Origin of the sequence: Zobellia barbeyronii (assembly GCF_018603515.1) — a bacterium.
GTDB lineage: Bacteria > Bacteroidota > Bacteroidia > Flavobacteriales > Flavobacteriaceae > Zobellia > Zobellia barbeyronii.
This window is the reverse complement of sequence record NZ_JACATN010000005.1, coordinates 274,160-297,854: the sequence shown is the minus strand read 5'-3', so window position 1 is coordinate 297,854 and position 23,695 is coordinate 274,160. Positions and strand designations below refer to the sequence as shown.

Annotated in this window: 19 protein-coding genes; 7 read left to right on the top strand and 12 right to left on the bottom strand. The window is 36.8% G+C overall.

Going from position 1 to position 23,695, the window contains the following annotated elements:
• Nucleotides 1–4: 4 nt before the first annotated feature.
• The 9 genes from HW347_RS17470 to nhaC all read right to left on the bottom strand — a co-directional run bounded on the left by HW347_RS17470 (nt 5) and on the right by nhaC (nt 9,269).
• Nucleotides 5–649, bottom strand: coding sequence for a LolA family protein (locus tag HW347_RS17470; protein WP_214613024.1), 645 nt, complete (start codon nt 647–649; stop codon nt 5–7).
• Nucleotides 650–675: 26 nt separating this feature from the next.
• A complete protein-coding gene (locus tag HW347_RS17465) occupies nt 676–3,066 on the bottom strand; it encodes an FtsK/SpoIIIE family DNA translocase (protein ID WP_214613023.1) in 2,391 nt (796 codons plus the stop codon).
• A 105-nt stretch (nt 3,067–3,171) separates the two neighbouring features.
• Nucleotides 3,172–5,124, bottom strand: a complete 1,953-nt coding sequence (locus HW347_RS17460) for an LTA synthase family protein (protein ID WP_225901966.1) — start codon at nt 5,122–5,124, stop codon at nt 3,172–3,174.
• A gap of 60 nt (nt 5,125–5,184) precedes the next feature.
• Nucleotides 5,185–5,553, bottom strand: a complete 369-nt coding sequence (locus HW347_RS17455) for a diacylglycerol kinase (RefSeq protein WP_155596643.1) — start codon at nt 5,551–5,553, stop codon at nt 5,185–5,187.
• Nucleotides 5,546–6,052, bottom strand: coding sequence for a thiol peroxidase (gene tpx / locus HW347_RS17450; protein ID WP_214613022.1), 507 nt, complete (start codon nt 6,050–6,052; stop codon nt 5,546–5,548). Before tpx ends, HW347_RS17455 begins: the two co-directional genes overlap by 8 nt.
• Before the next feature lie 189 nt (nt 6,053–6,241).
• The gene (locus HW347_RS17445) at nt 6,242–6,499 is read right to left on the bottom strand and encodes a DUF6952 family protein (RefSeq protein ID WP_214613021.1); all 258 of its coding nucleotides are present in this window, start codon (nt 6,497–6,499) and stop codon (nt 6,242–6,244) included.
• Entirely contained in the window at nt 6,480–6,794 is a 315-nt protein-coding gene (locus HW347_RS17440; protein WP_194534722.1) for a thioredoxin family protein, read from the bottom strand. The genes HW347_RS17445 and HW347_RS17440 overlap by 20 nt, the downstream gene beginning before the upstream one ends.
• A 96-nt stretch (nt 6,795–6,890) precedes the next feature.
• Nucleotides 6,891–7,535, bottom strand: coding sequence for a peroxiredoxin (locus HW347_RS17435; protein WP_155596639.1), 645 nt, complete (start codon nt 7,533–7,535; stop codon nt 6,891–6,893).
• A 231-nt stretch (nt 7,536–7,766) separates the two neighbouring features.
• Nucleotides 7,767–9,269 carry a Na+/H+ antiporter NhaC gene (gene nhaC / locus HW347_RS17430; RefSeq protein ID WP_214613020.1) on the bottom strand — a complete coding sequence of 501 codons (1,503 nt, stop codon included), beginning with the start codon at nt 9,267–9,269 and terminating at the stop codon, nt 7,767–7,769.
• A 131-nt stretch (nt 9,270–9,400) separates the two neighbouring features.
• Between nhaC and lpdA the strand changes: the two genes are divergently transcribed.
• The gene (gene lpdA, locus HW347_RS17425) at nt 9,401–10,807 is read left to right on the top strand and encodes a dihydrolipoyl dehydrogenase (protein WP_214613019.1); all 1,407 of its coding nucleotides are present in this window, start codon (nt 9,401–9,403) and stop codon (nt 10,805–10,807) included.
• Nucleotides 10,808–10,864: 57 nt separating this feature from the next.
• Here lpdA and HW347_RS17420 read toward each other — a convergent pair whose 3' ends face one another.
• The gene (locus HW347_RS17420; RefSeq protein WP_214613018.1) at nt 10,865–11,095 is read right to left on the bottom strand and encodes a CDGSH iron-sulfur domain-containing protein; all 231 of its coding nucleotides are present in this window, start codon (nt 11,093–11,095) and stop codon (nt 10,865–10,867) included.
• Between the two features lie 264 nt (nt 11,096–11,359).
• Complete coding sequence (locus HW347_RS17415; protein WP_214613017.1) at nt 11,360–12,544, bottom strand: heparan-alpha-glucosaminide N-acetyltransferase domain-containing protein; 1,185 nt, start codon at nt 12,542–12,544, stop codon at nt 11,360–11,362.
• A 213-nt stretch (nt 12,545–12,757) separates the two neighbouring features.
• Here HW347_RS17415 and HW347_RS17410 point away from each other — a divergent pair, with 213 nt between their 5' ends.
• Genes HW347_RS17410 through HW347_RS17395 form a run of 4 tightly spaced genes read left to right on the top strand, consistent with a single transcriptional unit; the run spans nt 12,758 to nt 17,934 of the window.
• Entirely contained in the window at nt 12,758–13,291 is a 534-nt protein-coding gene (locus HW347_RS17410; protein WP_214613016.1) for an NADPH-dependent FMN reductase, read from the top strand.
• Nucleotides 13,292–13,303: 12 nt separating this feature from the next.
• Entirely contained in the window at nt 13,304–14,602 is a 1,299-nt protein-coding gene (locus HW347_RS17405; RefSeq protein ID WP_214613015.1) for an anthranilate synthase component I family protein, read from the top strand.
• Between the two features lie 60 nt (nt 14,603–14,662).
• On the top strand, nt 14,663–15,967 hold the full coding sequence (tilS, locus tag HW347_RS17400) for a tRNA lysidine(34) synthetase TilS (protein WP_214613014.1): 1,305 nt from the start codon (nt 14,663–14,665) through the stop codon (nt 15,965–15,967).
• Complete coding sequence (locus HW347_RS17395; protein ID WP_214613013.1) at nt 15,967–17,934, top strand: protein-disulfide reductase DsbD family protein; 1,968 nt, start codon at nt 15,967–15,969, stop codon at nt 17,932–17,934. Before tilS ends, HW347_RS17395 begins: the two co-directional genes overlap by 1 nt.
• A gap of 79 nt (nt 17,935–18,013) precedes the next feature.
• On the opposite strand, the gene HW347_RS17390 is transcribed toward HW347_RS17395, so the two are convergent.
• Complete coding sequence (locus HW347_RS17390) at nt 18,014–19,231, bottom strand: hypothetical protein (protein WP_214613012.1); 1,218 nt, start codon at nt 19,229–19,231, stop codon at nt 18,014–18,016.
• A 428-nt stretch (nt 19,232–19,659) separates the two neighbouring features.
• Here HW347_RS17390 and HW347_RS17385 point away from each other — a divergent pair, with 428 nt between their 5' ends.
• Nucleotides 19,660–22,053 carry a penicillin acylase family protein gene (locus HW347_RS17385; protein ID WP_214613011.1) on the top strand — a complete coding sequence of 798 codons (2,394 nt, stop codon included), beginning with the start codon at nt 19,660–19,662 and terminating at the stop codon, nt 22,051–22,053.
• A 73-nt stretch (nt 22,054–22,126) separates the two neighbouring features.
• Complete coding sequence (locus HW347_RS17380) at nt 22,127–23,662, top strand: YifB family Mg chelatase-like AAA ATPase (protein WP_214613010.1); 1,536 nt, start codon at nt 22,127–22,129, stop codon at nt 23,660–23,662.
• The last annotated feature ends 33 nt before the right edge of the window (nt 23,663–23,695 follow it).

Genomic DNA, 23,695 nt, shown 5'->3' with positions numbered 1-23,695 from the left:
AATGTTAGTTTCTTACTATGTAGTACCCGTCATTCTTGTACTTGGCCTCATCAAAAGTAAACAAGGTTTTTGACAAAGGTTGGTCAGTTTTGAAAGAATTAACGGTAATGGTCGTAGTAGTACCATTTTTACCAGTTTCTATCAGCTTGTAGATATGCTTTGTTTCAGCATCTATCCCCAACAAAATAGTCTTTATTTCTGAGTTGGTGTCAATAGGAGTAAGCTTCACGTACTGAATTTTTCTACCATTTACGTTCTGTAGAATGTCCATTTCATAATTGTGACCTTCTCTATAAAAAGTCAACATTTTTGCAGGAGTCAACGCATTTTCATCCTCTGATTTGTCTTCAATAGTAACCTCTTCGTTCTCTGGGATGATGGTATATACTTTAGAGCCATCAAACAACTGGGTAGACCCAAAGAAATTACCAATGTACTTATCACCCTGTAAAGTGACTTCGCCACGGGTTTCTTGGTTTATGCCAGCTTCGGCATTGTTAAGGACATATTTAAAATCGACATAGATATTGTCATAGCTTTTTACCTTATTATAAACGTCATCTAACAGTACTTTTGCTTTATCAGAATTTTGCGCAAAAGTGGTGTTCGATAGTAATACAACAGTAAGTACTAAAAAAAAATTTTTCATTTTACTATTTAAATTAACAGCTCTAGTTACGAGCGTTCGTTGTTTAATAATTGATCTAAGGCAACAAAATCAGGCACTAATACCTGTCTTGCTTTACTGCCTTCAAATGGACCTACAATACCAGCGGCTTCAAGTTGATCTACAATACGGCCTGCACGGTTGTAACCCAATTTCAATTTTCGTTGAATTAAAGAGGCGGAACCTTGTTGTGCAGTCACTATAACTTCGGCTGCATCACGAAACAAGATATCTCTCTCGGATATGTTATTATCAATACTTGTGCCAGAATCCTCTCCTGAATATTCTGGCAGTTCGTAGGCATTTGGATAGGCCCGTTGAGAACCTATGTATTCTGTAATTTTAGCAACTTCAGGGGTATCTACAAAGGCACATTGAATACGGGTAACATCGTTACCTTGCGTGAACAACATGTCACCCCGTCCAATCAGCTGGTCAGCTCCTTGGGCATCTAAGATTGTTCTTGAATCTATTTTAGAGGTAACTCTAAATGCAATTCTGGCAGGGAAATTCGCCTTAATAATACCTGTTATAACGTTTACAGATGGTCTTTGTGTGGCAATAATTAAGTGAATACCAATGGCTCTTGCCAACTGTGCCAAACGAGCAATAGGTGTTTCTACTTCTTTACCGGCAGTCATGATTAAATCTGCAAATTCATCTATAACCAAAACAATGTAAGGTAAAAATTTATGCCCGTCATTAGGATTCAATTTACGGGACTTGAATTTAACATTGTATTCCTTAAGGTTACGAACCTGGGCATGTTTCAACAGTTCATACCTATTGTCCATTTCAATACAAAGAGAATTTAAGGTGTTAATTACCTTAGCGTTATCAGTTATAATAGCTTCTTCGGAATCAGGCAGTTTTGCCAAAAAGTGTCTTTCTATTTTATTATAGATAGAAAGTTCTACTTTTTTAGGATCGACCAATATAAATTTCACCTCTGCTGGATGTTTTTTGTAGAGTAGCGATGTCAGTACCGCATTCAAACCAACAGATTTACCTTGGCCAGTTGCACCTGCCATTAGAAGGTGAGGCATTTTCGCCAAGTCAACTACAAAAGTTTCGTTACTAATAGTCTTACCAAAAGCAATTGGTAATTCCATTTCTGCTTTTTGAAACTTACTAGAAGCAATAACGGATCGCATAGAAACGATAGTCGAGTTTTTATTAGGCACTTCAATACCAATGGTTCCCTTTCCAGGAATTGGCGCTATAATACGAATACCCAAAGCAGCAAGCGAAAGGGCAATATCATCCTCTAAGTTTTTAATCTTAGAAATACGCACTCCGGCCTCAGGAACAATCTCATAAAGTGTAACCGTTGGGCCAATCGTTGCTTTAATTTGCGAAATACCAATCTTGTAGTTCTTAAGAGTGTCTACAATCTTATTTTTATTTTCCTCAAGTTCTTCTTGGTTAATAGTAATACCACCGGTAACACCATGTTGGTCCAAAAGTTCTATAGTTGGAAATTTATAGTGACCAAGCTCTAGGGTAGGGTCAAACTCCCCAAAATCTTCCACTAATTTATTGGCAATATTATCTGTCTCTTCTTGCTCTTCAACAATTTCTTCGACTTCCATTGCTAATCCATCTGTGGTTTCCTCTTCCGCAGGAACAGTAACCTCAAAATCATCTAAAATTATCTTTTCCTCTTTTAGAGGCGGAATGTCTTTTTTATGTGTGTACGTATCAAGAACTACAGGCGTTTCCTTTTCTGTTTTTTTGATGGACTCTTGAACATCTCTGATAGCGTCTGAAGCTTCTTTTGAAGTTGACTGTAATTCCGATTTTAGCGAAGAAGTCTTTTTCTTAAAGAAATGAGCCATTCCTTCAGGAGTAAAATGGAAGAAACGAACGAGAATAAATACCAAACCAAAAAGAAGGATAAGCACAACGCCTATGTTCCCAGTGTAATCTTTTAGGAAATCATTCATTTCATAGCCTATAAGGCCACCTAGTAACGGTTTGGTATCTGCCAAGAAACCTAAGGCAACAGAAATCCAAATCATGAAAATCAGACCCCAAATCCATTTTTTGAGAAGTCCTTTTTTATCTAAACTTAAAAACAAATGAAGTCCGGTAATGCAAACTAAAATTGTTAGGATTACAGAAGCCACACCAAATCCTTTGTAAACAAAAAAGTGACTAACACTAGCTCCAAATTTGTTAAGTAGGTTTTTGGCTTGTTCGTTTCTATTGGCGAACTCAGATAACAGACTTTGGTCATCTTGCCACGTAAAATAAAAGGATACGAACGAAAAGAATAGCGCCATACTAAAGAGTATGAGCAAGCTTCCCAATATAATTTTATTCTTTTTGGATACAACAAGATTAGCCTTCTTAGGGGTAATCTTTTTTTTGGTTGTCGTTGTTTTCTTTTTGGCCATTACTTTTTTTCCACTGGATGCAAAAATACGTATTACGATGTTTTCGAAGTAGGGATTACGAAAAGTCTTTTCTTTTTTATAGAGTACATACTCCTAAAAAGGTAGTTATGGTTCTTTAGATGTTTTATTCTCAGCATCTAACCGCCCGTCTAAAATGCGGTTCATGTAGTCTTGAATAAAGCCTTCTTCCATAACCTCCATCTTTTTGGTTTCTAACGGATTTTTTCCAGCAATGTTGTGCTCTAATCCTTTATCTGAAATTTGGTAGAGCCCCAAGGTGTTTTCATCATCACGAACCATGATAAGACTATCTCTCATGAAAAGGAAATTAGTACCTGTATTGGCAAGCGCATAAGGCTTCTGAATACTATCTGAAACGAGACTTCTTCCCCAGCTTCTAAATGGTTTCTTATATCCTGTAATGGAGGCTAGTGTAGGGTAAATATCTATTTGTTGCGCTAAACTATGGTCAACACCTTTGTATTTTTCATTGGGGTCAAAAATTAGTATAGGTACCGCATACCTATTTGCGGTCTTCTGATAAGCCTCGTAATAGATTTGATTGCCGTGGTCTGCCGTGATTACAAAAACAGTGTTCTTGTACCAAGATTCGTTTTCTACGGTCTTAAAGAACTGTTTTAGGGCATAATCTGTATAGCCTACACATTGGTGAATGTCTAAATCACCTTTTGGAAATTTCCCTTCATATTTTTCTGGTACCTGATAGGGTGCATGTGAAGAAACCGTAAATATGGTAGAGAAAAAAGGTTGTTGTTTCTCTGATAATACTTGGGCGGTATATTGAAGAAAAGGTTCATCCCAAATTCCCCATATACCATCAAAATCATCATCATTATTGTATTCCGTCTTTCCATAATAATGGTCGTAACCCAGAACATTTCCAAAACCTAGGAAACCCATAGAACCATTGGGTGCGCCGTGAAAAAAAGAAGTGTCATATCCCATACTGTTTACAGCAGAAATAATAGATTCTATTTTTTTGTTGGCATAAGGAGTAGATGTGTAAGCTATTTTAAATGAAGGAATTCCTGCCAGTATGGAAGACATGGCATGAATGGACTTTCTTCCGTTAGAAAAAGCATTTGGAAAAATTAAGCTATGCTGAGCAAGTGAATCTATAAAAGGGGTGTAACCCACGTAGTCTTTAATATTCATCTCCTTATTGAAGCTGCCTAAATACTCACGACCAAAACTTTCTATAATGATAAGAACCACATTGGGTTTATTTTCAACTGTATCATTATACTGTTTAATAGGGTGAAAGGTAGAATCAATAACTTCTTGGGGAACACCGCTACGTCTTTTGAAATCAGAGGATTTTATGGTTCTAATAAATGCGAAAGGCGTATTAAGGACGATGTTGGCTTGTTCAGGAGTTTTTACATGCCTACTGGCATCCACCATATTAATTGGACGCGTACTATGGCTAAAATCACCACGAATACCACCTATAGTAAGTAATCCTGTTAATAACAGTGCAACAACTGAACTTGTGAAATACGGTATTTTTTTAGGATATGATATATTCTTTACGGCAACTAATTTGTAAAGTTTTACCCAAATAAAAGCGCAAATAATAAATATTAGAAATACATGCCAATAATCCAACATGAAGGATATGAGGAGTGCTTCTTTGTTTTCTTCATTTTCTAAAGATTCAAAAGATGCAAAAGTACTTCTGGTAAAAGTGTAGTTGTAATAGATGAAGTCTACAAAGTTGGTAGCGAATGCAATTAGGTTGGTTACCAAATAGATCCACATTAGAATTTTTTGGTACACCTTAGTAGTGTTGACCCACAAGGGTAAAATACTAAGCGCTATAAATAGCAGGTTAACGTAGAGAATAGCTGTGGTGTCAAAACTAAGACCCCAGAAACTAAGCGCCAAAAAATCACCTACACTGTCAACGCTGAATAAACTTTTGTTATAAACAAAGAATAGAACTCTTGCGACGAAGTAAAAGATGTAGGCCAAAAATATGCGGTACAAGGTAACTGCATATTCGTTTAATCGATATATGTTTTTAGGGTTCAGCAAATGTTTTGTCTTTATTTCACGAAAAAAAAGCCTGCCTTTAAGTATCGTATTAAGGTCTGACTAAAATATTTTTGGTAAATAGATAATACAGCCAACAATAGTAGCGCCAATTGAAACTAGCATTACCGCTCCGGCCGCTACATCTTTTATGAAACCTATTCTCTCGTCAAAATCTGGGTGTATGAAGTCACATATTTTTTCGATAGCGGTATTGGCTCCTTCAATACCGACGACTAATGAAACGGCAAAGATTTGAAAAATCCACTCTGTGGTAGATATTTCATAATAAAATCCAGCTATAGTGACCACCACGGCCAAGAACACCTGAATTTTAATACTCGCTTCGGTCTTAATTAAAAGCAGGGCTCCACGCATAGCGAAGCCCACACTTTTTATTCTATTTACAGCAAACGACTCTTCTTTAGGCATCGGCTAAAGCTTCAAGAGCTGCTTTGTAATTCGGCTCATCTACAGTTTCAGTAACTTGCTCAGAGTAGATTACGTTACCAGACTCATTAAGAACGACTACCGATCTTGATAATAACGAAACTAAAGGTCCGTCAGAAAAAGAAACAGCATAGTCTTTTCCAAAACTACCGTCACGGAAATCAGATAACATCTCTACATTTTCAATACCCTCTGCGCCACAAAAACGAGCTTGGGCAAATGGTAAATCTTTAGAAACACATAAAACTACCGTGTTGTCTAATTCTGCAGCTTCTTTGTTGAATTGTCTAACAGATTGTGCACAAGTACCTGTGTCAACGCTAGGGAAGATATTTAAAACAACTCTTTTGCCTGAGTAATCAGAAAGAGATGCAGATGAAAGGTCATTTTTCGTTAATATAAAATTAGGAGCTTTGCTTCCGTTTGCGGGTAGATTTCCTAATGTATGTATTTCGTTTCCTTTTAAGGTTACTGTAGCCATGATATGTTTAATTTAAATTGGACGTGAAATTATAAAATTATGAGCTAATTAAGGGTGCTCCAGAAAAGAAATATCCTATTTAAAAACAGAAGTAACAAAACAAAAAAGTGAAACAACTTTATTGATTCCGTTTAAAATCAAAAGTTATCTCACTTTTAGATACCTAAGTAAATGTATTTTTTACTTGGTTTACTTGTCAATAGCACCCATTACACGCTTCATAAACTCGTTCAATGCCTCTTTTTGAGGTTTGCCTTCCTTTATACTTTTTTGTACTTCAAGTGCACCGTACATGTTCGATATTAATTCGCCAATAACATCAAGTTCTTCGTCTTTTAGAGAAGATACTTCTGTTAGGGCTTCTAATGTTTCAATGGTTTCAACAACAAAATCTTCGTCATTTTCTTCAATGAAATTTGTCAAATGCTTAATTACTGGAAGCTTCACTGATCAATTCTTTTAGAACATCGTATTTGTTCGTTTGTACTTGATTTTTAAACTCTCCATTAGTAAAAGTAGCAAATGTAGGCAAGTTGTCTACGTTGGCTAATTTTCTGCTTTCAGGGAATTTCTCCGCATCGGCAATTACAAAAGTAAAGTCTTCGTGAGTTGAAGCCTCTTTCTTAAACTTAGGCTTCATGATACGGCAGTTGCCACACCATCCGGCAGAATACTGTACAATTACATTCTTTTTATCTGCAATAATTTCTTGCAAATTATCTTGTTCTAATTCCAATACCATATCTCAAGGTTTTAAAATTTATACTGTTTTAGGTTTAAAAAGTACCGCTTGCATTATCAAAAACACAAGCGGTTAACTTGTAGCTAAAGAACTTACTTAGTTCTTATGAGCAGAAAGATATTCAGCAACACCTTTTCTATCGGCAGTCATTGCATCTTTACCTTCTTCCCAGTTTGCAGGACAAACTTCACCTTTTTCTTGTACGTGTGTGTAAGCATCAATTAAACGCAAGTATTCATTTACGTTCCTACCTAATGGCATATGGTTGATACCTTCGTGAAATACAGTACCTTCTTCGTCAATAAGGTAAGTAGCACGATACGTTACATTATCTCCTTCAACAGTAACAACACCAGTTTCTTCATTGTACTGCTCATTAGTAATATCAAGGATACCTAATGTAGAAGAAAGGTTACGGTTGCTATCTGCCAATAATGGGTAAGTAACACCTTCAATACCACCATTGTCTTTATCTGTGCTTAACCAAGCAAAGTGTACCTCTGCAGTATCACAAGAAGCACCAATTACCAATGTATTTCTTTTTTCGAACTCACTTAAAGCAGCTTGAAAAGCGTGTAATTCAGTTGGGCAAACAAATGTAAAATCTTTAGGGTACCAGAAAAGAACAACTTTCTTGTTGTTTTTTTGAGCTTCTTCTAAAACATTCAATTTAAATGTATCGCCTAAATCATTCATTGCGTTTACACTCAAGTTTGGGAATTTTTTACCTACAAAAGCCATATTATTTATTTTTTAAGTTTTAATATCTATTTGACTACAAAATTACATTCAATATTATGGTAGACCATGTTATCTGTATTTAAAAAATTGATAGGAGAATAACTATTGTAGATGCTCTAGAGTATATCTAGATTTTGTTGTTAAATCGATAAAATACCAATGTATAGATTGACTAATCCGCAGTGTATGGACTAGTAATTTTAATATTCTTAATTTGAGAAATTGAAAATTTTAAATTTCTTTTGGAGAAGGGGTGTTTTTAGTGGTCAATTGCTTGATTTTAATGTGCAATGCAGCAAAAATCAACGTCATTATAGGGCTCAACCAGTTAAATACAGCGAACAATGCATATTCCGCCGTTCCAACTCCTAAGACACTACTATGATAAGCGCCGCAAGTATTCCAAGGTACAAGAACAGAGGTTACCGTACCGGAATCCTCTAAGGTTCTGCTTAAGTTTTCTGGAGCTAGATTTCTATCAGCATAAGCCTTACTAAACATTTTTCCTGGAACTACAATAGCAAGATATTGGTCAGATGCCGTAATGTTTAAAGCCAGACAACTACCTACTGTACTGGCAAAAAGGCCAAAAGTAGTTTTTGCCATTTTTAACAATGATTTGGTAATGCGGTCTAAAGCTCCAATACCATCCATAATTCCACCAAAAACCATGGCACATACAATAAGCCAAATAGTACCCATCATCCCGGCCATTCCTTTTGCAGAAAACAAATCGTTTAGCGCTAAATTATCTGTGGGTACCGAAGTTTGAACGGTTATGGCAGTTAGTATTCCTTCGTAACCTGATCTAAAAGTGAGTTCTTTAGCTTCGGTAATACCAGCTACGACATCAGGTTGAAAAATTAGAGCGAATACAGCTCCTAACAAGGTTCCTATTAATAAGGCGGCCAATGGAGGTGTTTTTTTAATAATAAGAACAACTACTACTATTGGCACAAGAAAAAGCCAAGGCGTAATTGTAAAAGCCGAATTAATGGAAGTTAAGATAGATTCAATATCTGCGGAGCCTTTTGTTTCTATGGTAAATCCTAAAATAATAAAGAATATTAAAGTAATGCTTATGGTAGGAACCGTTGTGTATAGCATGTATTTAATATGGTCAAAAAGCTCACCACCTGCCATAGCGGGTGCTAAATTGGTAGTATCGCTAAGGGGAGAAAGTTTATCTCCAAAATAAGCGCCAGACAATACTGCTCCAGCTGTCATCCCTAAAGATATGCCTAGCGCTTCACCAATACCAATCAATGCTATACCCACCGTTGCGGAAGTAGTCCAGCTACTACCTGTGGCAATAGATATAATGGCACAGATAACAACACAGGCCGCTAAAAATATAGTGGGATTTAAGACTTGCAGACCGTAGTAAATCATTGCGGGAATGATACCGCTTATAAGCCAAGAACCAGCTAAAGCACCTACCATTAATAAAATAAGTAAAGCTCCGGTAGTAGATTTAAGGTTTTCTGCAACCTCTGCCATCATTTGCTTGTAAGATACCTTGTTGAATGCCCCAACAATGGCAGCGACAGCACCACCCATTAAAAGAATGAATTGGTTGGAGCCACTAAGGGCATCGTCTCCAAAAACATAAACATTGTAGGCCAGCATGGCTACAAGGGCTATCACAGGGGTTAGTGCTTCCCAGATATTTAATTCTTTGTTTTTAACGATGTTTTCGTTTTCTCTGTGCTCCCCTGAATTTTTGCTTGTCATTAATAACGGTTTAGCTATTAGGTAATATTACAATTTTGATAGGGTTTGTGCAACTTTTGTATAAATTGACAAAGGAGGCCTCAAACCGGAAAATAGTATTAATTTTGTAAGATAAATTCAAAGAAAATTTTATGAGTTCATACGATGTGGCCATTATTGGCTCAGGACCAGGAGGATATGTAGCAGCAATACGTTGTGCACAGTTGGGATTGAAAACGGCAATAATCGAAAAGTACAGTACTTTGGGCGGAACCTGTCTTAATGTTGGTTGTATACCTTCTAAGGCTTTATTGGATTCTTCCCATCATTATGAAGATGCTATCAAGCATTTTGCGGAGCACGGAATTGATATTCCAGGTGAGATAAAAGTGAATCTTGAACAAATGATCGCAAGAAAAGCGGCTGTTGTAAAGCAGACGTGTGATGGAGTTAAGTTCTTGATGGACAAAAATAAAATCGAGGTTTTTGAAGGGCTGGGTAGTTTTAAAGATGCTACACATATCAACATCAAAAAGAACGATGGAAGTGTAGAAACGATTGAAGCTAAGAATGCTATAATCGCTACAGGAAGTAAACCTTCTACGCTGCCATTCATTAAAATCGATAAAGAGCGTATTATAACTTCTACCGAAGCTTTGACTTTAAAAGAGATTCCAAAGCATCTGATTGTTATTGGTGGTGGAGTTATTGGCTTAGAGCTTGGTCAGGTTTACAAACGCCTTGGTGCGGAAGTTACTGTGGTTGAGTATATGGATCGTATCATTCCTACTATGGATGCTTCGCTTTCTAAGGAATTGACTAAGGTTTTAAAGAAGCAAAAAGTGAAATTCAATCTTTCTAGCAAAGTAAAATCTGTAGAAAGAAAAGGTAATGAGGTTATTGTTAAGGCCGATGATAAAAAAGGTAAGGAAATAGAGCTTAAAGGCGATTACTGTCTAGTAGCTGTAGGTAGAAAGCCTTACACGGATGGTTTGAATGTTGAAGCTGCCGGGGTTAAGTTAGATTCAAGAGGTAAAGTAGAGGTTAATGACCATTTGCAAACTTCGGCTTCTAACATCTACGCTATTGGAGATGTTATTCGTGGTGCTATGTTGGCTCACAAAGCGGAAGAAGAAGGGACTATGGTTGCTGAGCAATTAGCGGGTCAGAAACCTCATATTGATTATAACTTGATTCCAGGTGTAGTTTACACATGGCCAGAGGTTGCTTCTGTTGGTAAAACGGAAGAAGAATTGAAAGAGGCTGGAATTGAATATAAAGTGGGTCAATTTCCAATGCGTGCTTTAGGTCGTTCTCGTGCGAGTATGGATTTAGACGGGTTTGTAAAAATGTTGGCCGATAAGAAAACAGATGAAGTTCTTGGAGTTCACATGATTGGAGCCCGTAGTGCAGATTTAATCGCAGAAGCGGTTACTGCAATGGAATTCCGTGCATCTGCTGAAGATATATCAAGAATGAGTCATGCACATCCTACTTTTGCCGAAGCGGTAAAAGAAGCTGCTCTTGCTGCTACGGATGATCGTGCGTTGCATATCTAGGTTTAAAAATAATATGATAAAAAAATCCCGTCTAATTTAGACGGGATTTTTTTTGTTTTAGTTGTTATGGCTTCCGTCGCAATAGGGAGGATTGCTTGTTAGTTTGCAAGTGCAGATTCTGGCCTCTTTGTCTTCATCTACCTGAAAAACTAAAGAACCTGGTTTGCCATACTGTTTGTGGGAACCGTCACAAAAAACGTTTGTTTCCGAGTGTCCACAGGTGCACCATGCGTATCTCTTATCTTTTTCTAAGGCTATTTTAACGGGGGTAAATTTTTTATCACTCATTTAGTAATCATCTTAATTTTAGTTGAAAACCCTAAAAATAAATGAATCCTGTGTATAGTTTGTATTTTGATGTCTATTTTGACTCAATCCTAATAACAAGAACACATCAAACCATTTATTTATTACAACCTAAAAACATAGGTGAAGCTTGTATTTATAGTTTTTATTCAAATTTTAGTGATTACTAATTTCACCAAGTATAAACAATCCATATTCTGTAGAAAGGATTTTTTATGCGATATTATTTTATAATCGATTATTGGATTAGTTTTTGGCCCGACTAACTTTTCTGAGTAATCTAAAAAAGCGACTTTTTCCAAGTTGAAAAACACCTAGAGAGAATGCCTCTATTTTAACCAATGCAAATTTAAGGATAGTTGTAATTCTTAGTTTTATGAGTTCCTTGTTGTCTTCATATTTAAGCGCAGAAAAGGTACATACAATCATGAACACTAAAGCGCCTGAAATGGCAACCGAAGGAGTAAGGGAATGATGAAAAAACCGATACAATCCTAGCCCGGTAAATGAGCCGTATAGGATTATAAAATGGACGATGTAAATAGATAGAGTACTCTGCCCTAATTTAAGTACTGTGCTGTGTTTTAATAAGCCTCTTAGTAGCATAAACACACTAAAAACAAGCAGTACATCTCCTAGTCTTATAAATAAGTAATTGTTAAAGTAAACATTTGCAAACAACTGTAAGTCTGTTGATTGTGAAAGATGTAAAAACAAATCAGAAGAATACGCGATAAGTGCTGCTCCGGTTATGGCGAAGAGTGGAATGGCAACGGAGTATAGGTGTTTGAAATTTTTAAACTTCGTAAAAACAACCGATAGAAATGCGCCAAATGCAGCATAACCAAACCATGGTAGAATAGTGAAAACAGAACCATTACTCTTTGTTAGATAATTGGCAAATGCATCGGGTAAAAATGAGAAGCTCCAAGTCTTATAAGTAGGCTCAAAAATAAATAGCAACACAGTTATGCTTACGAGCGCTGTTGGAAAAATATATTTCTTTCGCTTTTGGGAAAGTAAGTATACACCAATGATGCCTAGCAAAGAAAGGCCAATACAATGTAGTACATCTACCAGGTAGAAAGAATCGTAAATTTTGCCTTGTAATAGGCCAAAGAGATCCATTCTTAGCAAGTAGCCAATGAAAAGAAGTTCAAGTCCTCTTTTTATACCTTTTTTAACTCTTGGGTTTTGAAGTCCGGTTTTGTCTCCTTTAATTAAAAGAAAGGTGAATATAAAGCCAGAAACCGTAAAGAATACTGGAGCTGTAATGCCTCTAAAGTATTTCCAAATGGAGAAAGTTACACTGCTGCCATCTCTAAATGCAGTATCTAGAAGCCCGTCTATAAAATGCCCTTGAAGCATCATAAGAATGGCCCATGCTCGCATGGCATCTATAAAATATAGTCTCGTTGTCTTATTTTCCACTGGTGATTTTATCAAAAGTTGGCAAAAGCATCATTAAAACTCAAAACTTCACACTTTAGTACGTATATCCTACAACCTTTTTAGTGTGCTTCACAAAATTAACTGTCTTATATACTTGTAATACAGTCAGTTTGGATGTTTGCGGTGCAAAATTAGCCAAAATACTCGCAATTCAACTCTATTTGCTATATTTTCGCTAAAACACATTGTACTATGGCTTCAATATTGGCATTTGCTGGGAGTAACTCTTCTAAATCAATTAATTATCAACTCGTAAAATATACAGTTTCTCTTATTGAGGGTAATGAAATTCAGCTGTTGAATATGGTTAATTTTCCTTTCCCGATGTTTAGTGAAGATTATGAGAAAGAGAATGGATATTCTAATTCTTTAATAGAGCTCAAAAACGATATAGTTAAAGCAGATGGTATTATTATTTCTGTTAATGAGCATAATAGTGGGCCTTCGGCGTATTTCAAAAATTTAACTGATTGGCTATCACGTGTTGAACGTAAGTTCTTAGATGAGAAGCCTGTGTTTTTAATGTCTACTTCTGGAGGTCAAAGAGGAGGAATGACAGCCTTGGAGATTACAAAAAATGTAATTCCTAGGTTTGGTGCTCAAGTAGCCGCAACATTTTCTTTGCCTTATTTTCAAGAGAACTTTACAGAAGGAGAAGGAATAACCGATAAAGAGCTTGCTAAGGCTCATCGCGCTGCCTTGGACCAATTTTTAAGTAAACTTTAAAGCAACCGTCAATTGCGTATTTCTGCTTCGTTCACCGTTTCTAATATTGGAAAATTTAAAGAGAAGCTACTGCTATGGGCTCAACAGTTTGAAGAGATTGTGTGGCTAGATGGTAACGGGCATGCTAACACATACAGTTCGTTTGATGCTTTGTTGGCAGTTGATGCTCTAACGACCATTAAAACGGATAGTTATCAGGCTTTTGAAAAACTAAGAGAATTTCAAGGTCAGGCTAAAGACTATATTTTTGGATACCTTTCTTATGACCTGAAGAACGATGTAGAACGATTGTCTTCTAAGAATCACGATGGATTAGGTTTTGCTGAGTTGTTCTTTTTTCAGCCTAAGAAAATCATTAAAATAACCGGAAACACAGTAGTTTTCGAGTATTTAATGATGGTCGACGATGAAATCCAACCAGATTTTGACCTGATTTCAAGTGAAGTCGATTTAAAAGAAGAGAAAGTTGCGGTTACTGAAAACATTAAAATAAAACTTCGCATTTTTAAGGATGAATATTTCCGACAGGTTAGAAAAATGTTATCCCATATTCACCGAGGCGACATCTATGAAGCTAATTTTTGTCAAGAATTTTATGCAGAAGACACACAAATCAATCCATTTAAGACCTATCAGAAGCTAAATAAGATATCAGAAGCGCCTTTCGCTTCATTTCTCAGGGTGTATGACAATTATCTGCTTTCGGCTTCTCCAGAGCGTTATTTGCGCAAAGAGGGCGGTAAGATAATTTCTCAACCTATAAAAGGAACAGCAAAAAGAGCATCTCAGGTTGAGGAAGATGAAAAACTGATTGCAGGGCTTAAAGCGGACCCGAAAGAACGTGCGGAAAATATAATGATTGTAGATTTGGTTCGTAATGACCTGTCTAAAGGTGCCTTGAAAGGCAGTGTTGTCGTTGAGGAGCTTTGTAAAGTGTACACTTTTGAGCAGGTGCACCAAATGATTTCTACCATTGTGGCTCAGGTAGCGCCGAATACTAATCCTGTAGATATTATCCGGCAATCTTTTCCAATGGGCAGTATGACGGGCGCACCCAAAGTATCTGCTATGAAAATAATTGAAGAGCTAGAGGCTTTTAAGCGTGGCCTGTATAGTGGTGCAGTAGGTTATTTTACACCAGAGGGCGATTTTGATTTTAATGTGGTGATCCGTAGCATTCTCTATAATGCAACCAAAAAATACGTTTCGTATTCCGTAGGAGGTGCCATTACTGCAAAGGCTATTCCTGAAAAAGAATATGAAGAGTGCTTATTAAAAGCAAAAGCCATGCGCGAAGTTCTTGAGGAATGAACTTGCGTAAAGATTGACTCCCGTTACTTCTAAATTGTAATTCTTGATTACCTTTATGCCGTGTTAGAAGAATTCCAAAAACATATTGAAATCAATTTTCAAAACCTTATCAAAGACAAGTTTTTACTTGCTTGTAGTGGGGGTTTGGATAGTACCGTTTTAGTAGACCTTTGTACTAAGTCTAAATTAGATTTTACTGTAGCGCATTGCAATTTTAACCTAAGGGGAGAAGCTAGTAATGCTGACGAAGATTTTGTTCAAAATCTAGCTGCTCATAATGATAAAAATTTTTTAGTAACTAATTTTGATACAATTGGTTATGTTGAAGAGAATAAAGTATCTATTCAAATAGGAGCAAGGGAGCTCCGGTACCGTTGGTTTGCAGAAATTATGCGTAAAAACCATATCAAAATCTTGGTTACCGCACATCATGTAGATGATAGTCTTGAAACTTTTTTAATCAATCTTTCTAGGGGTACAGGTATAGATGGTTTAACCGGAATTCCAGAAAAAACGGATACGTTGTCAAGGCCGCTTCTTCGCTTTTCAAGAAGTCAAATTTTGGAATATGCGCAGTCTCAAAAATTGCAGTGGCGGGAAGATGCCAGTAATGCAGATACTAAATATCTGAGAAATAAAATCAGACATGAAATCGTTCCTTTACTAAAAGATTTGAATCCCTCTTTTTTAAAGAACTTTACAAAAACCCAAGATTACCTTTCTGAAAGCGCAGCTTTAATTGATTCTCAAGTAAAAGAACTAAAATCCCGTTTATTTAAGGAAGACAATGATGTTGTTAGTATTTCTATTGCAGAACTGTTGAAGTTAGAACCTATTTCTGCTTACATACATGCTTTATTTAAGAATTACGGCTTTACGGAGTGGAATGATGTAGAAAATCTTTTATCGGCTATGAGCGGTAAGGAAATTCATTCTAAAACACATCGTTTGCTCAAGGATAGGGAATTCCTTTTGTTAGCGGAGATTAAGGACGAGACAAACGTTCAATACCAGTTAAAAGAAGAGCAAACCGAGGTTTTAGAACCTATTCAACTTAAAATTGAAACAGTACATAACCTTTCTATAAAAAATAAGCACACACTCTACATTGATAAAAAAGCGTTAAAGTATCCTTTAACGATAAGGAAATGGAAAAATGGCGACTACTTTTATCCATTAGGAATGAAGGGAAGAAAAAAGCTTTCTAAGTTTTTTAAGGATGAAAAAGTAGATGTTGTTGCTAAAGAGCAACAATGGCTGCTTTGTAGTGGAGAAGAGGTGGTATGGGTAATAGGTAGACGTGCAGACGAACGTTTTAAAGTAACAAAAAATACAAGTGAAATTTTAAAATTCACATTAAATTGATGAAGCATATAATAGTATTTACCGCATTGTTTTTTAGTATTTTAAGTGTTTTTTCTCAGGATGATGATAATCCGGTGAAATGGTCGCAAGAAGTGAAGAAAATTAGCGACACAGATTATGAGTTGGTACTTAAGGGAAACATTGCTGAAGGTTGGCATATCTTTTCGCAATTCACCTCAGAAGGTGGTTCGTTACCAAGTGAGTTTGATTATAAGAAAGTTGGTGAAGGTTATGAACTTTTAGGTAAAACTGTTGAGAGTGAGACAGTGATTGAATACAGTGATATTTTTGAAGTAGATGAGATTTTTTTCAAAGAAACAGCCATTTTTACTCAAAAAATACGGTTGTTAGATTCTAGTGTAAACCAGATTGACATCAACCTTTTCTATCAGGTATGTAAGGAGGTTTGTATTCCGGTAGATCAAGATTTCAGCTTTGTTCTTGACGGAGGTGCAGCTGTAAAGGAAGAAAAAACTATAGATGAACACAGTAAAACTCTGGGAGCGGCGTTAAAGCTAGACCTAAAGAAAAAAGAGCTTTTAGGAAATTCCCATGATGGGGTTGAGACAGGCTCCAGTCTTTGGATGATTTTTGGCTTAGGTTTTTTAGGCGGATTAATAGCCTTGCTAACACCATGTGTTTTTCCAATGATTCCGCTTACGGTATCTTTCTTTACCAAACATTCACAACAGAAATCAAAAGGTGTTATAAATGCCCTTTTGTATGGCTTTTTTATTGTTTTAATATACTTTTTGCTCAGTTTGCCTTTTCATATTTTCGATTCGGTAGATTCTCAAATATTGAATACTATAGCTACTAATATTTGGCTGAACATAGCATTTTTCTTGATTTTCGTTTTCTTTTCGTTTTCCTTTTTTGGCTATTATGAATTGACATTACCTAGTTCTTGGGCCAATAAGATGGATGCTGCTTCTTCTAAAATAGGAGGGGTTATGGGTATTTTCTTTATGGCAGTTACCTTGGCAATCGTTTCTTTCTCATGTACCGGGCCTATTTTAGGAGGACTTTTAGGGAGTACCGTTTTGGAAGAAGGAGATGTTGCGATGAACCTTTCTGCAGGCATGACCGGTTTTGGTGTGGCATTAGCGCTACCGTTTGCTCTTTTTGCCTTGTTTCCTGCTTGGTTGAATTCATTGCCAAAGTCCGGTGGATGGATGACAACCGTTAAAGTGGTGTTAGGATTTTTGGAATTAGCATTGGCACTTAAGTTCCTTTCTAATGCGGATTTGGTTGGTAATTGGGGCATTTTAAAACGTGAAATATTCTTGGGAATATGGATAGTGCTGTTTGTTTTGTTAACGCTGTATCTTTTTGGGGTTTTTAAATTTCCTCATGATGGTCCTAAAAAGAAACTTTCTTTAGGGCGAAAAGCAACAGGTTTCCTTAGCGCTGGCTTTTCAATCTATATTATATTGGGACTTTTAGGAGTTTCCAACCTAAAATTATTAAGTGGTTTTCCTCCGCCGGCATTCTACAGTGTTTTTGAAACCGAAAGTGATTGTCCTTTGGGAATCAACTGTTTTAAAGATTTTGAAGAAGGCGTAGCGTATGCAAAGGAGGTCAATAAGCCAATTCTTTTGGATTTTACGGGTTGGGCATGTGTCAACTGTAGAAAAATGGAGGAAAACGTTTGGAGTGAGCCTGATGTGTATGAGATTTTAAAAGAAGACTATGTTCTTATTTCACTTTACGTAGATGACCGAAAGGAGTTGCCAGAGTCTGAGCAATTCGATTTTAAATATGATACCGGCCGTGTAAAACATATTGAAACAATAGGGCAGAAGTGGGGTACTTTTCAGACGGTTAATTTCAATGCGGCCTCTCAGCCGTATTATGTTCTAATGTCGCCAGATTTGAAAATCTTGAATAATGCCGTTCAATACACGGATAGCGATGTGTATCTGGAATGGTTAGAATCTGGATTAAAGAACTTTAAAAGTAACTAAGTCATATCTTAGAAAAGAAAAAGGGAATTCCAATTTTTTGGAGTTCCCCCTTTTTTTTTACATGTATAATTTCTAATATCTATTGAAGGGCATCCGGTTGAACATCTAATTGAAATTCATCTTCAATTTCCTCATCAGTAGACGGAATATCTCTTAATGGTTCTTCACCTAAAATTTTATCTAGCTTATTTAAAAACCTTTTATGTACTTGGTTAGCATTTAAAACCAGACCCTTTCTTTGCATATTTCTAGCTAATAAGTAGCCTTTTCTTGCTGCTTCCATACGCTGTAAAGGTGTTCCGTGGTGTCCGTCACTTGTAAAACTACAGTCGCCAATATTAAAGAAAAGCTCAAGAAACTGTTGCGTTCTTCTCCAATTTTGGGTACCACCTTTTTTGTGGGTCACATAATAACCGGTGAAAAAATCTGCTTCAAGTTCCGTAGTTCTAGTGGCTTCAGGGGCGTTATCCGCAGCGCCATTAGGGTACCACTTATCTTGGTTGTTAAATTGGATTTGGTGTGCCCACTCATGAGCCATAATACCATTCCAAATTACGCCTCTTCTGATACCTGTCTGCTCTAAAAGGTCTACTATACCATCACCAATAACAATAAGATCGTTTTGGCCAAAAAGACCATCTAAAGCAATGGCAAATCCATCTGCGGCTATCAATGGTGTTTCAGTAAGAAATGTGCTTTCCTTGTTAACGAAATTCGTAAAATAATAAGCAAAGGCATTAGCATCTTGAGCAGGTAATTCATACCAGAACATTAAGATGTCAACTATTTTATCGTAATCTTCTAAGGTGCTTTTATGTTGCCCACGTACCTCTATTTCGTGTGGCATAAACCAAAACCTTTCTAGGCTTCTTGTTATGTTCTTCACCTTTTGAGTGTCTTCTCCATCCGCACCAAAATACTGTTCACTATCATCAATTATAGTAGAATAGAAATTCATTTCAGCATAGAGATCGTACCAGTCAAGTCCAATAGAATCAAGGTTGCTTGAAACTGATGCAGCTATCACGTCATCTAAAGGTGTGAGGGTACATTTACTAGGTTCAACTATGGAAGCCAAATTAAAGGGAACGTCGTGAAACATTGATTTCTCTGGCAGTCTTCTAGTTAAAGTTGGCGGGGCCTCAGAAGACATAGTTGCAATAGGAAGGGGCATTTTTGAGGTGAACGGGGTTAAGCTGTCTTCATTACTTGGCTGAAATTCGTCTTTAGTACAGGAGACAAGAAAGAGACTTGCGCTAAAGATAATCCCAGCAATTTTTGGATAAGCGTTTTTCATATAGGTGTTTTTGTGATTATTTTAACTAAAAATAGTAATAATAATATTTAATTAACTACTAAAAATATTGTTTTTTCTTACAAAAAATGAAATCTACGAAATGAATAGCTATGTCAATGGTAAATAAATATTACAATTAGTACGAGTTTGATTGAACAGATTATAAATATGATACAGGCCGCGTAAAACATATTGAAACCATAGGGCAGAAGTGGGGTACTTTTCAGACGGTTAATTTCAATGCGGCCTCTCAGCCGTATTATGTTCTAATGTCGCCAGATTTATACAGTTGAGAATTATGTATTTTACTATTTTCAGTATTGTCTATAAGCGTAATAACCACGTCTGGAAGGACTTAATAGTAGTTCATCCATCAGTTTTAAACTCCTTATAAATAATTCTTATATTAGGTCAAAACTTTGACTTGAATGAGAAAATTTAAGCGATTAGGGTGGGGTTTACTTGCTCTTGTTGGTGTGCTAGCGGTTGTAATTGGCAGTTTAACATATCACCTAAAGCCTGATTACGATGGCGAAAAGAAGCTTCAGAATCTTTCTGAAGAAGTAGATGTGTATTATGATACTTACGGGATTCCACATATTTATGCTAAAAACGATGCAGATGCATTTAAGGCCCTTGGCTATGTGCATGCTCAGGATAGGTTGTGGCAAATGGAGCTACTTCGTAGGATAGGTAAAGGTGGACTTTCAGAAGTTTTTGGGAAAGACTTATTAGGAACAGATAAGTTCTTTTTGGCGCTGGGCATAGACGATTATTCTTCAGAAACCATAGCTAAACTGAATACATCAGATGCTGCGGTACAGATGTCTCAGGCCTATTTAGACGGTGTGAATCAGTTTGTGGAAGAAGGACCTACTCCGGTTGAATTTTATCTTACCGGGATTGATAAAAAACCATTTATTCTAAAGGATGTCTATAATACCATTGGTTATATGGCTTTCAGTTTTGCTATGGCCCATAAAACAGATCCATTATTAAGCAAGATAAAAGATAAGCTAGGATTTGAATATTTAAAGGATTTAGAAATTGATAGTGATACAACAACGCAATGGATAAAAAACTACCCCCGAAATAAAACCGATTCCATACACAAGTCCATTTCAGATGTAATGGCTTCTTTAAAAAAGCTGTCTATTCCTCTTTTTGAAGGAAGTAATGGATGGGCAATTGCTCCAGAGAAAACAAAAAATGGAAAAGTGATTTTTTCGAATGATCCCCACATTGGGTTTTCTCAACCCTCGGTGTGGTACGAAGCTCATGTGAGTACGCCTACTTATGAGAAGTATGGTTATCATTTGGCTGGTGTGCCTTATCCGCTATTAGGGCACAACCGAAAGTTGGCTTACGGGATGACAATGTTCGAAAATGACGATGTTGATTTTTATTATGAGAAAACACACCCTACGGATACAAGAAAGTATAGAAGCGGAAATGAGTGGAAGGATTATGAAATTATAGCTAAAACAATTAAAGTAAAGGATTCTGACGATGTTCATTTTTCCTATAAAAAAACACAGCATGGTCCAATCTTAAACGGAATTGCAGATCAGGTAACGGGAGAACGCCCTATTTCTATGTGGTGGATATTTACCAAAGTAGAAAACAAACTGCTCAATTCTCTATATAATATGTCTTATGCAACAACATTAGATGATTTTCAACATGCTTTAGAAGACCTTCATGCACCAGGTTTAGGTATCGTTTATGGCGATGCTGAAGATAATGTAGCTTGGTGGGCAGCAGCTAAACTTTACAAGATACCGGATAGCGTGAATACCAAATTCGTTGCCGAGAACGGAAAAGGCCTACCTGTTGAAAAAGAGTATTTGGATTTTAGCAAGAATCCACATGCTATAAATCCGCCATGGGAGTATGTATATTCTGCAAACAACCAACCAGACTCCATTGCGGGAATGCTGTATCCGGGCTATTACCTGCCAGAAAATAGAGCAAGAAGAATTGTTCAATTGCTAGAAAGTAAGAATGATTGGGATAAGGAGACTGTGGGCGATATGATTACGGATGATACATCGCCAGTGAATGTTGAGATTGTTAGGATGTTGCTTAAAAAAGTTGAAGTAGATAGTCTTAGCGCTACTCATTTAAAGATTTTGGACGGTTTAAAGCAATGGAAAGGTGATTACCCAACAGAAAGCACGGAGGCCACGGTATATCATAGATGGATGTATTTCATATTACGTAATACTTTTAAAGATGAATTAGGGGATACACTTTTTGAGGAAATACAAAACACACATTTAATTAAGCGGACAATAGCACCTATAGTGGCAAATGAAGGCTCCATTTGGTGGGATGATGCCAGTACCCAGGATATAACAGAAAGTCAAGCTGATATTGTTAATGTTTCCTTTCAGGAAGCACTACAAGCTTTGGAGCAGACTTTGGGTAGTGATAGCTCCAGTTGGATTTGGGGACGCGTTCATACCATAGAGCATGGACATCCTATTGGTCAAATAGATGCACTACGTTCTTTTTTTAATGTGGGTCCTTTTTCTGTGAATGGAACGCGGGAGGTAATTAATAATATGTTTTTTCCGTATACGGAAGATGGCGTTTATAAAGTTAGCTCTGGACCATCAACCAGAAGGGTAGTTGATTTCTCAGATGTAGAAAATAGCATGAGTATTCTGCCTACAGGGCAGTCTGGAAACCCTTTTAGTATACATTATAAAGACCAGGCGGAAATGTATGTAAATGGTGAGTTTCGTAAGATGATGCTCAATAAGGAAGAGATAATATCTACATCAAAATCAGTACTTACATTCAAGCCAGAAAATTAAGAAAGATTAATACTTTATTTTGATTTAATAATTAAGAAGAATCTAACCATAGAATACTAAATAACAAACCAATATGCTCACCAAAGTTTTTGGAAGTGCCGTTTTTGGAGTGGACGCGACAACGATCACAGTAGAAGTAAATGTAGATAAGGGAGTTGGTTACCACTTGGTAGGCCTGCCTGATAATGCTATAAAAGAAAGTAACTACCGTATCGCGGCAGCCCTTCTAAATAACGGTTACAAAATTCCAGGTAAGAAAATAACCTTGAACTTGGCACCAGCGGATCTTCGCAAAGAAGGGTCAGCTTATGACTTAACTTTAGCTATTGGAATATTGACCGCTTCTGGACAGATAAAATCGGATAAGATTGATAAGTATATTATCATGGGAGAACTTTCTTTAGATGGTGGTTTGCATCCTATAAAAGGAGCATTACCTATCGCTATTAAAGCTCAAGAAGAAGGCTTTGAAGGTTTTATTTTGCCTAAAGAAAATGCAAGAGAAGCCGCAATTGTATCTGGTTTAAAAGTATTTGGAGTAGAGAATATAAGTGAGGTCATAGAATTCTTTGATAAAGGAACTCCGTTAGAACAGACTATTATAAATACAAGAGAGGAATTTTACAAAACCTTAGATTTTCCTGAATTCGATTTTTCCGATGTAAGAGGACAAGAGAGTATAAAACGATGTATGGAAATTGGTGCAGCTGGTGGTCATAATATTATTTTAGTTGGTCCTCCGGGAGCAGGTAAAACCATGCTCGCGAAACGGCTACCTTCCATATTGCCGCCAATGACTTTACATGAGGCATTAGAAACTACAAAAATCCATAGTGTAGTAGGGAAAATAAAGAATATGGGATTAATGAGTCAACGTCCTTTCAGAAATCCACATCATACAATTAGTTCTGCTGCATTAGTAGGTGGCGGTAGTTACCCGCAACCGGGAGAAATATCATTATCTCATAATGGAGTTTTGTTTTTAGATGAGCTTCCAGAATTTGAACGTAGGGTACTTGAAGTGATGCGCCAACCTATGGAAGACAGAGAGGTGACCATTGCTAGAGCTCGCTTTACGGTTACCTACCCAAGTAGTTTTATGTTAGTGGCAAGTATGAATCCTAGTCCTGGAGGTTATTTTAATGACCCAGATGCACCAGTGACATCCTCGCCTGCAGAAATGCAACGTTACCTGAGTAAAATATCGGGTCCTTTATTAGACCGCATAGACATTCATATTGAAGTTACACCGGTCCCTTTTGAGAAATTATCGGAAGACCGTAAAGGAGAAAGTAGTGTGGAAATTAGAAAACGGGTAACGGCAGCAAGAGAAATTCAGACCAAACGTTTTGCTGAATTTCCTAATGTACACTACAATGCTCAAATGAATACCAAACAGATTAGAGAGTTCTGTAGATTGGATGAGCCTTCCAAAGAATTACTAAAGAACGCTATGGAGCGTTTAAATCTTTCGGCGCGTGCCTATGACCGTATTTTAAAGGTTGGGCGTACTATTGCAGATTTAGAGGGAGTGGAGACCGTAAACGGGACGCATATAGCTGAGGCCATACAATATCGTAGTTTGGATAGAGAAGGTTGGTTAGGATAGTACATTAAAAAAGCTCCTATCTTTTAAGGGAGA

Coding starts and splice junctions, on each gene's coding strand:
- HW347_RS17470 (WP_214613024.1), bottom strand. CDS start 649: ATGAAAAATTTTTTTTTAGTACTTACTGTTGTATTACTATCGAACACC.
- HW347_RS17465 (WP_214613023.1), bottom strand. CDS start 3,066: ATGGCCAAAAAGAAAACAACGACAACCAAAAAAAAGATTACCCCTAAG.
- HW347_RS17455 (WP_155596643.1), bottom strand. CDS start 5,553: ATGCCTAAAGAAGAGTCGTTTGCTGTAAATAGAATAAAAAGTGTGGGC.
- tpx (WP_214613022.1), bottom strand. CDS start 6,052: ATGGCTACAGTAACCTTAAAAGGAAACGAAATACATACATTAGGAAAT.
- HW347_RS17440 (WP_194534722.1), bottom strand. CDS start 6,794: ATGGTATTGGAATTAGAACAAGATAATTTGCAAGAAATTATTGCAGAT.
- HW347_RS17435 (WP_155596639.1), bottom strand. CDS start 7,535: ATGGCTTTTGTAGGTAAAAAATTCCCAAACTTGAGTGTAAACGCAATG.
- nhaC (WP_214613020.1), bottom strand. CDS start 9,269: ATGACAAGCAAAAATTCAGGGGAGCACAGAGAAAACGAAAACATCGTT.
- lpdA (WP_214613019.1), top strand. CDS start 9,401: ATGAGTTCATACGATGTGGCCATTATTGGCTCAGGACCAGGAGGATAT.
- HW347_RS17420 (WP_214613018.1), bottom strand. CDS start 11,095: ATGAGTGATAAAAAATTTACCCCCGTTAAAATAGCCTTAGAAAAAGAT.
- HW347_RS17410 (WP_214613016.1), top strand. CDS start 12,758: ATGGCTTCAATATTGGCATTTGCTGGGAGTAACTCTTCTAAATCAATT.
- HW347_RS17395 (WP_214613013.1), top strand. CDS start 15,967: ATGAAGCATATAATAGTATTTACCGCATTGTTTTTTAGTATTTTAAGT.
- HW347_RS17390 (WP_214613012.1), bottom strand. CDS start 19,231: ATGAAAAACGCTTATCCAAAAATTGCTGGGATTATCTTTAGCGCAAGT.
- HW347_RS17385 (WP_214613011.1), top strand. CDS start 19,660: ATGAGAAAATTTAAGCGATTAGGGTGGGGTTTACTTGCTCTTGTTGGT.
- HW347_RS17380 (WP_214613010.1), top strand. CDS start 22,127: ATGCTCACCAAAGTTTTTGGAAGTGCCGTTTTTGGAGTGGACGCGACA.